This is a genomic window from Saccharothrix coeruleofusca, assembly GCF_017876325.1.
In the GTDB taxonomy this organism is placed as follows: domain Bacteria; phylum Actinomycetota; class Actinomycetes; order Mycobacteriales; family Pseudonocardiaceae; genus Actinosynnema; species Actinosynnema coeruleofuscum.
This window is the reverse complement of the sequence record NZ_JAGINV010000001.1, coordinates 3,937,096-3,949,112: the sequence shown is the minus strand read 5'-3', so window position 1 is coordinate 3,949,112 and position 12,017 is coordinate 3,937,096. Positions and strand designations below refer to the sequence as shown.

The window sequence follows — 12,017 nt, the reverse complement described above, 5'->3', positions numbered from 1 at the left end:
CTCCTCCGACCGCTTGCGGGCCTGCATGAGATCCGCCGTGACCACCTTCAGGTAGCGGCGTAGCTTGTCCTCGTTGTCCATCTGCTCCTCGACCTCTCACCGACGCAACAGCACGTTCGCCCGCGGGTGTGCGGGTCACTCGTCCTGGCGGCCGAGTTGCGTGTTGATGAAGCTGAACAGCTCGTCATCGGAAGCCGCGGTCAGCATCGCCACATCGCCTCCGCTGTTCGCGGCCCGCGCCGGGCCCGAAAGCCTGCTGAGCAGCTCTCGCGCCCGGCTGACGAGCACATCGCGCACTTCCGCGTTCTCGGACGGTATCGAGGACAGGGACGCCTCCAGCCGGTCGAACTCGGCGAGTGCCGCGTCCGTCGGTGATGGCACACTATCGGCCACTTCGGAGCGCAGGAACGACGCGAGGCTCGTCGGATTCGGGTAGTCGAACACGAGCGTTGCGGGCAACCGCAACCCCGTCGCCGTGTTGAGCCGGTTGCGCAGCTGGACGGCGAGCAGCGAGTCGAAGCCGATGTCCTTGAAGGCCCGCTTGCGGTCGACCTGCTCCGCGGAGTCGTAGCCGAGCACGGTCGCGACGTGCGAGCAGATCAGGTCGAGCACCGCCGGTTCCCGGTCCTCCTCGGGCAGCGCGGTGAGCTTCTCGATCAGGGCCACACCGCGGGTGGCCGAGCTCGGCGAGTCCACTGTGGACAACGCGCGCACCTCGGGCAGGTCGGCCAGCAGCGGGCTGGGCCTCAGCGAGGTGAACCGGGGGTGGAACCGGGCCCACTCGACTCTGGCCACCACCGGGCACGGCTCGTCCTCGGCGAGGACCCGGTCCAGGGTCGCCAGTCCGGAGTCCACCCGCAGCAGGGGCAGACCGCCGCGGCGCAGCGAGTCGGCCATCTCCTCGTCGTGGGTCAGCATGCCCGCCTCCCACGGGCCCCACGCCACCGAGACGGTGCGGCCGCCGCGGTCGTGCCGCTGCCGGGCCAGGGCGTCGAGGTAGGCGTTGGCAGCCGAGTACGCGGACTGGTTGCCGACGCCCCAGGTCGCCGAGATGGAGCCGAACAGCACCGTCTGGACGCTGTCGTGGTCGAGCAGCTCGTCGAAGTGCGCCGCGCCGAGCACCTTGGCCGCCATGATGTCGCCGAACCCGGCAGGCGTCATGTCGGCGATCGCCCCGCCGTCGAGGCTGGCGGCGGCGTGCACGAGGGTGGTCAGCGGGTGCTCGGCGGGAACGCGGGCCAGCAGTTCGGCCACGGCGGCCCGGTCCGTGACGTCGCAGGCCACCACCGAGGCCGAGACGCCCTTGGCGGCCAGTTCCTCGACCAATTGCCGCGCACCGGCCGCGTCGGCGCCGCTGCGGCTGGCGAGCACCAGGTGTTCGGCACCGCGGTCGGCGAGCCAGCGGGCCACCTCGGCGCCGAGGCCACCCGTGCCACCCGTCACGAGCGCGGTGCCGCTGGTCCGCCAGCGGGTCGGCTCCCGCTCGGGCGTGGCCGCCCTCACCAGACGGCGGGCCAGGACGGCCTGCGATCGCACGGCGAGCTCGTTCTCGTCGCCGCCCGCGAGCACACCGGCCAGTTCGGCGATCGCGTGGTCGTCCACCGTCTCCGGCAGGTCGATCAGGCCACCCCAGAGCCGGGGGTGTTCCAGACCGGCGACCCGCCCGAAGCCCCAGACCAGCGCCTGGGTGGGCGAGCCGATGCGGTCCTGGGGACCGGTCGCCACCGCGCCGCGGGTCACCGCCCAGAGCGGGACGTCGAGCTCGGCGTCGAGCAGGGCCTGGGTGAGCACCACCGTGCCCGCGAGCCCTCGTGGCAGCGCCGCCGAGTCGTCGCACGGGGTCTCGTCCTCGGCCAGCAGCGACAGCACCCCGACCGGCTTCGCGCCGTTCGTCGCGAGTTCGCGCAGCCGCTGGGCCAGCGCCGCCCGGTCGAGCTGCCCGCCCGGTACCGCCCAGGTCACCAGGCCGGGCGCGTGGTCGGCGAGGCGGCGCGTGGTTTCCGCGGCCCAGCTGTCGGCCGGTTGCCCCTCGGCCACCACCGCCAGCCAGGTGCCGTTGATCGGCGGGCGCGTGCCGCTGGGCAGCGTGCGCCACTCCACGCGGTAGTGCTCGTCGTCGACGTTGGTGTCGGTCGCGTTGTCCATGGCGATGCGCAGCTGCTCGCGACTGACCGGCCGCGCGACGATGGAGTCGAACGAGGCGACGGGCTCGCCCGCGCCATCGGCGAGCAGCATGGTGGAGGAGTCGGGGCCCGTGCGTCGGAAAGCGACCCGCAGCGAGCTCGCCCCTCGGGTGCGCACGGTGATGCCGCTCCAGGAGAACGGCATCACCGCCCCGTTCTCGCTGTCGACCAGTCCGGCGACCGGCACCTGCAGCGCGGCGTCCAGCAGCGCCGGGTGCAGGCCGAACCGCCCCGCCTCGGCGTGGACGACGCTGGGCAGCGCGACCTCGCCGTACATGTCCTCGCCGTCCCGCCACAGCGCGCGGATCCCGGCGAAGGCAGGCCCGTAGGCGTACCCGCGCTCGGCGAGTCGCGCGTAGACGCCGGTCACGTCGACCGCCTGCGCACCGGCTGGCGGCCAGACCCTCAGATCGCCCGGCACCGGGCCGGTGCCGACAGGGGCGAGCGTGCCTTCCGCGTGCAGGGTCCACTTGCCGCCCGCGCCGGATTCGGTGCGCCGCGAGTACACCGTGACCGAACGCCGACCGGTGGAGTCAGCAGCGCCGACCGCGACCTGCACGGCCACACCCGAGGTCTCCGAAAGCACCAGCGGCGCCTGGAAGATCAGCTCTTCCAGGCGGGCGCAGTCGACGTGCCGCCCGGCGTGGGTGACCAGCTCGACGAAGGCGGCCCCCGGCAGCAGGAGGGTGCCGAGCACGACGTGGTCGGCCAGCCACGGCTGGGTCGCCAGCGACCACCTGCCGGTGAACAGCACCCGGTCGTCGCCCGCGTGCTCCACGGCGGCGCCCAACAGGGGGTGGTCGGCCGACATCAGTCCGAGGTCGGCGGCACTCGCGGTCGCCGCGCCCGCGGCCTCGACCCACAACCGGCGGTGTTGGAACGCGTACGTGGGCAGGTCGACTCGCGCGCCTGCGGGGAACGCCGTCACCCAGCGCACCGGTGCCCCGTGCGTGAAGGCACGGGCCAGCGAGCGGGTGAACTCGACGTCACCGCCGTCCCGCCGCAACGACCACGACGTGGTGACGTCGACGTCTCGCGCCTGGGCCACCGTCTCGACCGCGTCGACCAGCGTCGGGTGCGCGCTGAGCTCCACGAAGCAGCTGTGCTCGTCGTCGAGGAGGGCCTCGACGGCCGCGCTGAACCGCACCGTCTCCCGGAGGTTGTGGTACCAGTAGTCGGCGTTCAGCTCGGTGCCGTCGACCCGCTCGCCGGTGACCGTGGAGTAGAACGGCACTTCCGCCTCGGAGGGCGCGATGTCGGCCAGCGCGTCGACGAGTTCGGCGCGCAGCTCCTCCACCTCCTGCGAGTGCGACGCGTAATCGACCAGCAGCTTGCGCACCGGGACTTCCTCGGCCGCGAGCGCCGCGCACATGCTCTGCAACTCGTCGGCGGGGCCGGAGACGACCACCGACCGCGGCCCGTTGACCGCGGCGACGCCGAGCCCGGCGTAGTCGGCGAGCCGTTCCTGGACCCCGGCGACCGGCAGGCCGATCCAGGCCATGCCGCCGCGCGCGGTCAGGCCGGCGATCAAGCGCGAGCGCAGCGCGGCGATGTGGGCGCCGTCGGCCAGGGTGAGGACACCGGCCACCACGGCGGCCGCGATCTCGCCCTGGGAGTGACCGACCACCGCGGCGGGCTCGACCCCGAGCGAGCGCCACAGCCGGGCCAGCGACACCATCACCGCGAACAGCGCTGGCTGCACCGCGTCCACCCGGTCCAGGCCGGGCGCGCCCTCGGCACCGGTGAGGACGTCCAGCAGGGTGGCGCCGTTCCAGTCGACGTGCGGGGCCAGCGCGGCGTCGCACTCGGTCATGGCCGCGGCGAACAGCGGGCTGGTGCGCCACAGGTCCACGGCCATGCCACGCCACTGGCCACCCTGGCCCGCGAAGACGAAGACCGACCTGCTCAGGCCACCGCCCTCGCCCAGCACGACGTCCGCGTTGGACTCCGCCGCGTCGGCGGCGATCGCGGTGAGCCCCGCCGTCAGCGCGCCCAGGTCCTGGGCGAGGACCACGGCCCGGTGCTCCAACGCGGCTCGGCCGCCGAGCGAACGCCCGAGCGCGTCGAGGTCCACCCCAGGGTGCTCGGCGAGGTAGGCGTTGAGCCTGGCTGCCTGACCGCGCAGTGCCGCCGCGCCGCGCGCCGAGATGACGAACGGCTTGACCGATGGCGCGAGCACCCGATCGGACTCGGGCGCGGAGGGCGGCTGCTCCGGTTCCGGTGCCTGCTCCAGCACCACGTGCACGTTGGTGCCGCTGATCCCGAACGCGGAGACGGCGCCGCGCCGGGGCCGGTCGCGCTCCGGCCAGTGCCGGGCTTCGGTCAGCAGCTTCACCGCGCCGTCCGACCAGTCCACGTGCGGGGTGGGCTTCTCGGCGTTCAACGTCCGGGGCAGCAGGCCGTGCCGCAGCGCCTGGACCATCTTGATCACACCTGCCACGCCTGCCGCCGCCTGCGCGTGGCCCAGGTTCGACTTCAGCGAGCCGAGCCAGAGCGGGCTCTCCTCGGTGTGCTCCCGCCCGTACGTCGCCAGCAGCGCCTGCACCTCGATCGGGTCGCCGAGCCTGGTGCCGGTGCCGTGTCCCTCCACGACGTCCACGTCGGCGGCCGAGACGCCGGCGTTGGCCAGCGCCTCCCGGATCACGCGCTGCTGCGAGCGGCCGTTGGGCGCGGTCAGGCCGTTGGAGGCGCCGTCCTGGTTCACCGCGGAGCCCTTGACCACCGCGAGGACCTGGTGGCCGTTGCGGCGGGCGTCGGACAGGCGCTCCAGCACGAGCAGTCCGACGCCCTCGGCCCAGCCGGTGCCGTCCGCGTCCGCGCCGAACGCCCGGCAGCGGCCGTCCGGGGAGAGGCCGCCCTGCAGCGCGAACTCCTGGAACACCACCGGTGTGGCCATCACTGCCGCACCGCCTGCCAAGGCGAGGTCGCACTCACCGCTGCGCAGCGCCTGGGCCGCCATGTGCACCGTGGTCAGCGAGGACGAGCAGGCGGTGTCGACCGTCAGCGCGGGTCCTTCGAGGCCGAACTCGTAGGCGATGCGGCCCGAGGCCACGCTGGCCGCCGTGCCGGTCAGCAGGTGGCCCTCCAGCCCCCGCGACTCGCGCGCGAGCAGGTTGCCGTAGTCGTTGGCACTGAGGCCGACGAACACGCCGGTCCTCGTGCCGCGCGTCGCCGACGGGTCGATGCCGGCGCGCTCGAACGCCTCCCACGCCGACTCCAGCAGCAGACGCTGCTGCGGGTCCATCGCGGTGGCCTCACGCGGCGAGATGCCGAAGAACTCGGGATCGAACTCGGTCGCGCCGGGCAGGAAGCCCGCCGCCCTGGTGTTGGTCGTGCCCGAGCGGCCGGGCTCGGGGTCGAACAGCTCGGCCAGGTTCCAGCCGCGGTCGGACGGGAACTCCGCGGCGGCGTCCCGGCCCTGCTCGACCATCGCCCACAACGCCTCCGGCGAGTCGACCCCGCCGCCGTAGCGGCAGGCCATGCCGACGATGACGATCGGGTCGCCGCTGGTGTCGGCCGTGGCGACCGCGGGCGTCGCCTGCGCGGAGGAGTTGGCGCTGACCACCTCGCCGAGCACGTAGTCGGCCAGCGAAGCGGGGCTCGGGTAGTCGAAGACCACCGTCGGGGGCAGCCGCAGGCCGGTGAGCGCGGTGATCCGGTTCCGCAGCTCCACCGAGGCCAGCGAGTCGAAGCCGATGTCCTTGAAGGCCCGGTCCGGCGACAGGCTCGACGCCGAGGTGTGCCCGAGCACGGCCGCGGTCTCGGCGGCGACCGCGTCCAGCACGATCCGATGCCGGGCGGCGGGCGGCCGGGCGAGCAGACGGCGGGTCCACGAGCCCGCGTCGCCGCCACTGGCGACGACGGCACGTCGCACCCGCCCGGAGACCTGGTTGCGCAGCACGGGCGGCACCTGGCCGCGGAACGCGGCCAGGTCGAGCCGGACCGGCAGCACCACCGGGGCGCCGACGGTGAGGGCCGCGTCGAAGAGGGCCAGACCTTCCTCGTCGGATATCGCCTTGATGCCGGAGCGCGTCATCCGCTCCCAGTCGGCCTCCCGCAGCGAGGCCGACATCTGGCTCGCGGTGGCCCACAGACCCCAGTCGAGCGAGACGGCGGGCAGCCCCAACGCGCGGCGGTGCCGGGCAAGAGCGTCCAGGAACGCGTTGGCGGCGGCGTAGTTGGCCTGGCCCGGCGCGCCCAGTGCCCCGACCGCGGAGGAGAACAGCACGAAAGCGGACAGGTCGAGGTCCTCGGTCAGCTCGTGGAGCAGCCAACCGGCGTCCACCTTGGGACGCAGCACGTTGTCGACCTGCTCGGTCGTCAGCGAGCCGACGACGCCGTCATCGCTGACGCCCGCGACGTGCACGACCGCGGTCAGCGGGTGTTCGGCGGGGATCGCGGCCAGCACCCCGAGCAGCGACTCGCGGTCGGCGACGTCGCAGGCGACGGTCGTCACCGAGGCGCCGAGCCCGGTCAGCTCGGCGGCGAACTCGGCGGCGCCGGGGGCGTCCGGGCCGCGCCTGCTCGCCAGCACCAGGTTGCGCACGCCGCGCTCGGCGACCAGGTGCCGGGCGACCAGACCGCCCAGCGTGCCGGAGGCGCCGGTCAGCAGCACGGTCCCGGCCGGATCGGGGGGAACCGGGATGGTGAGGGCGATCTTGCCGACCTGCCGGGCCTGGCTGAGGAAGCGGAACGCCTCCGGCGCCCGGCGGACGTCCCAGGTGGCGATCGGAGGCAGGGTCAGAACGCCGCGGTCGAACAGCTCCAGCACCTCGACCAGCATCTCGTGCACCCGTTCCGGCGCCACCTCGAGCAGGTCGAAGGCCTGGTACCGCACACCGGGGAACGTGTCGGCCGCCCAACCGGCGTCGCGGATGTCGGTCTTGCCCATCTCGACGAACCGGCCGCCGCGCGGCAGCAGCCGCAGCGAGGCGTCCACGAGCTCGTTGGTCAGCGAGTTGAGGACCACGTCGACGCCGCGGCCGCCGGTGGCGCCGAGCAGGTCGGGTTCGAACTGCGCGGTGCGGGAGTTCGAGATCCGTTCGCGGGGGATGCCGAGCTCGTGGACGGCGGCCCACTTGGCGGGGCTGGCGGTGGCGAAGATCTCCGCACCCAGGTGGGCGGCCAGCTGCACGGCCGCTATGCCGACGCCGCCGGCGGCGGCGTGGATGAGCACGGACTCGCCGGGGCGCAGGTCGGCCATGTCGACCAGCCCGAAGTACGCGGTCAGGTAGGTGATCGGGACGGTCGAGGCCTGCAGGTAGGACCACCCGTCCGGGATCGGCACCACCATCCGCTGGTCGGCCACGGCCAGTGGCCCGAACGGCCCGTAGAACAGGCCCATCACCCGGTCGCCGGGCTTGAGGTCGGTGACGCCGGGGCCCACCTCGGTCACCACGCCCGCCCCCTCGCCGCCGAGCACTTCCTGACCGCGCACGAGGCCGAGGGTGGACATGACGTCCCGGAAGTTCATGCCCGCGGCCCGGACGGCCACCCGCACCCAGCCCTCGGCCAGGGGCGCGACCGCCTCCGGCGAGTCGACCAGGGCGAGCCCGTCGAGGGTGCCGGGGCGGGGGGCGGACAGGCGCCACGCGGTCACCCCCTCCGGCACGGCGAGGGTCGTCGAGGAGGAGACCTTGGCCAGGCGCGGCACCAGGACCGCGCCCGCGCGCACCGCGATCTCGTCCTCCCCGGCGCCGAGCGCCGCCACCACGGCCGCGTCGGGCTCACCGGGTGCGAGGTCGACCTGGGCGAGCCTGCCGGGGTGCTCGGCACGCGCCGAGCGGAACAGGCCGTGCAGGGCCGCGCCGACCAGGTCACCGACGTGCTCACCGTCGTAGGTGGCCAACGCGCCGCGGGTGACCAGCACCAGCCGTGAGGTGGCCAGCCGTTCGTCGGCCAGCCAGTGGCGCACCAGTTCGAGCATCCGGTTGACACCCGAGCGCACCTCCTCGGCCGTGTCGCGACCGTGGCCGTGAACGGGAGCGGCCAGCACCACGGAGGGCGCCTCGCCGCCGGCGTCGAGGGCGGCCCGCAGCGCGGGGAAGCCGTCGTACGCCGTGCCTGTCGCGGGCGCTCCGCCGCCCAGGTTCGCCCAGCCTGTGGGCGACGGGACCTCGACCTCACCCGCGGAGATCCACTCGATCTCGTAGAGGGAGTCGTGGGCACGGGGGGCGCCCTGGGCGATCTGCTCCGCGGTGGCGGACCGCAAGGTCAGCGAGTCGACGGACAGCACCGTGCGTCCCGTCCCGTCGGCGACCAGCAGCGCCACCGCGTCCGTCCCCACAGGGGTCAGTCGTACGCGCAGCGCGGAAGCACCGACGGCGTACAGCCGGACGCCCGTCCACGTGAACGGGATGACGCCCCTGGTGGTGCCGGTGACCCCGATCGCGTGCAGAGCGGCGTCCAGCAGGGCGGGGTGCATGCCGTACGCGCCCGCGTCGCCCACGTGCTCGGGCAGGGCCACCTCGGCGAAGACTTCCCCGTCACGCAGCCAAGCGGCCTTCAGGCCGCGGAACACCGGCCCGTAGCCGTACCCGGCCGCGGCGAAGTTCTCGTAGAGATCACCGAGGTCGACCTCCTCGACACCGGCGGGTGGCCACTGGGCCATCTCGGGGTCGTCGCGGCGCACACCAGCGGTCGCTGAGACGAAGCCGCTGGCGTGCCGCGTCCAGGCCCCGTCGATGTCGGGTGAGTCCGGGTCCTGCTGCTGCGACCAGACGGTGATCGACCGTCGGCCGGTGGACTCCTCCGGCTCGCCGATCACGATCTGCAGCGCCACGCCGCCCCGTTCCAGCAGCAGCGGGGTCTCGATGGTCAGGTCCTCGACCAGCTCGCAGCCGACCTGGTCCGCCGCGCGCAGCGCGAACTCGACGAACGCGGTGCCGGGCAGCAGGACGCGGTCGAACAGGGCGTGGTCGGCGAGCCAGGGCTGGGTGGACAGCGACAGCCTGCCGGTGCACAGGAAGCCGCCGTCGTTGGCCAGCGAGACGCCCGCACCCAGCAGCGGGGCGTCCACCGGGCGCAGGCCGATCGAGCCGAGGTCGTGCCCCCCGACGTGGCTGGTCTCCAGCCAGAAGCGTTCGCGCTCGAACGCGTAGGTGGGCAGGTCGACGCGCTGCGCGCCGGTGCCCGCGAAGAAGGCCGCCCAGTCCACCTCGACGCCCGCGTTGTGCAGGGTGGCCATCGCCGTCGCGACGCACTCCACCTCGTCGCGCCGACTGCGCAGGGCGGGCACGACCACCACCGGCTCGTCGCCGTAGCACTCGCGCACGTGGCTGGTCATCGACGCGGCGGGCGACAGTTCGATGAACCGGGTGACGCCGTGCTCGCGCAGCCGGGCCACGCTGCCCGCGAGGTCCACCGTGTCGCGCATCTGCCGGACCCAGAACTCGGGGGTGCGCAGCACCTCGGCGGGCACCGCCATCGGGATGGTCGGGGCCGAGTAGGTCAAGGTCTCCACCACGGCCCGGAACTGGGCCAGGATCGGCTCCATCGTGGCCGAGTGGCCCGCGCGGTCGACCCGCACCACGCGGGTCGCGCAGCCGAGCCCGGACAGCCGCGCCACAGCCGCCCCGACCGGGCCCTCCAGCCCCGAGATGGTGACCGCGCTCGGGCTGTTGACGCCGGAGAGCGAGACGCCCTCGATGTCGGCGATGACCGGCTCCACCACGTCGGCGCCTGCCGCGACCGTGGCCATCACGCCCGCGGCCGTGGTCTGGATCAGCCGTGCTCGGGCGGTGACCATGGTGGCCGCGTCTTTGAGCGACAGCACACCCGCGACGTGCGCCGCCGCGATGTCGCCGCAGGACTGGCCGAGCAGGTAGTCGGGCCGCAGACCCCACGACTGGACCAGGCGGTAGAGCGCCACCTCGATCGCGAACAGCGCGGGATGCGCGTACTCGGGCCGGTCCAACGTCGGGCCGCCCTCGGCCATGATCCGCGGCAGCTCGGGGTCGAGCAACCCCAGGACCTCCGAGTACGCCGCGGCGAAGACGGGGAACGCGGCCGCGAGCTGGGCGCCCATGCCGATGCGCTGCGGGCCGTGTCCGGGGAACATCACCGCGGTGAGTCCGCGGCACTCGGTGCCGACGACCGCCGTGGCGCCGCTGCCGCCGCTTGCCAGCAGGTCGAGCTGGGCGAGCAGGTCCTCCTTGCCGCCCGCGACCACGGCGGCGCGGTGCTCGAACGTCACGCGGTGCAGCGCGAGCGAGTTCGCCACGTCGAGCAGGGCGACGTCCTCGTCGGCGAGCCAGTCGCGCAGCCGCGCCGCCTGACCGGCCAGGGCCCGCGGAGTGCGGGCGGAGAGCAGGAAGGGCAAGGCGGTCGGCCGTGCGCTCACCGGCTCGGCCTCGACCGGCTCCGGCGCGGGCGCCTCCTCCAGGATGACGTGCGCGTTGGTGCCGCTCATGCCGAACGACGACACACCCGCCCGGCGCGGCCACTCGTTCTCCGGCCACGGGCGGTTCTCGGTCAGCACCTCGACCCCACCGGCCGACCAGTCCACTTCGCGCGTCGGCTCATCCACGTGCAGCGTCTTGGGCAGGACGCCGTTGCGGATGGCCATCACCGCCTTGATCACGCCCGCGACGCCCGCGGCCGCCTGGGTGTGACCCACGTTCGACTTGAGCGAGCCCAGCCACAGCGGCTCGCCGTCCTTCTTCTTGCGGCCGTAGGTGGCCAGCAGGGCCTGCGCCTCGATCGGGTCGCCCAGCCGGGTGCCGGTGCCGTGCCCCTCGACCAGGTCGACCTGCTCCATCGGGACCTGGCTGTCGGCCAGCGCCGCCTGGATGACCCGTTGTTGGGCGGGGCCGTTGGGCGCGGTCAGGCCGTTGGAGGCGCCGTCCTGGTTGATCGCCGAACCACGGATGACGGCGAGCACCGGGTGACCGTTGGCGCGCGCGTCGGAGAGCCGCTCGAGCAGGACCAGGCCGACACCCTCCGACCAACCGGTGCCGTCCGCGGTGTCCGCGTACGCCTTGCACCGGCCGTTGGGCGCGAGCCCGCGCTGTCGGGCGAAGTCGACCATGACCAGTGGCGAGCACATCGACGCGACGCCGCCGACCAGGGCCATCGTGGACTCGCCGCGGCGCAGGGCCCGAATGGCGTAGTGCATCGCGACCAGCGAGGAGGAACAGGCGGTGTCGACGGTGACAGCGGGGCCCTCGAAGCCGAACATGTACGCGACGCGGCCGGAGAGCACGCTGGGCGCGTTGCCCAGCAGCAGGTAGCCGTCGACCTCGCGGGGCGCGGTGACGGTCAACGGCACGTAGTCATGGGTGTTCGAGCCGATGAACACGCCCGTCTTGGTGCCGCGGAGGGTCTCCGGGTCGATGCCCGCGCGTTCGAACGACTCCCACGCGGCTTCGAGGACGATCCGCTGCTGCGGGTCCATGGCGAGGGCTTCGCGCGGGGAGATGCCGAAGAAACCCGCGTCGAAGTCGGCCAGGCCGGACATGAAGCCGCCCTCGCGGGAGTACGTCTTGCCGGGCTTGCCGGGCTCCGGGTCGAAGATGCTGTCCATGTCCCAGCCCCGGTCGGTCGGGGCGTCGCCGATCGCGTCGGTCCCGCTGGAGACCAGCTCCCAGAGGTCCTCCGGCGACCAGACGTCGCCGGGCAGGCGGCAGGCCATCGAGACGACGGCGATCGGCTCGGTGTCCTGGGCCTCCATCTCAGTGATCCTCTTGCGAGCCTGGTACAGGTCGCTCGTGACCATCTTGAGGTACTGGCGAAGCTTTTCCTCGTTTTCCACAGGAGAAACCCCATCCGTCTGTGTCTGTTCCAGTGGTCCGGGGGACCCCGGAGTGGTCGACGTACCCCGGACCTGACGTGCCC

At 73.6% G+C, this 12,017-nt stretch carries 1 protein-coding gene; it reads right to left on the bottom strand.

What is annotated here, in order from left to right; all coding sequences use genetic code 11:
• Positions 1-135: 135 nt before the first annotated feature.
• On the bottom strand, positions 136-11,934 hold the full coding sequence (locus tag JOF41_RS17550) for an SDR family NAD(P)-dependent oxidoreductase (protein WP_443705586.1): 11,799 nt from the start codon (positions 11,932-11,934) through the stop codon (positions 136-138).
• Positions 11,935-12,017 lie beyond the last annotated feature (83 nt).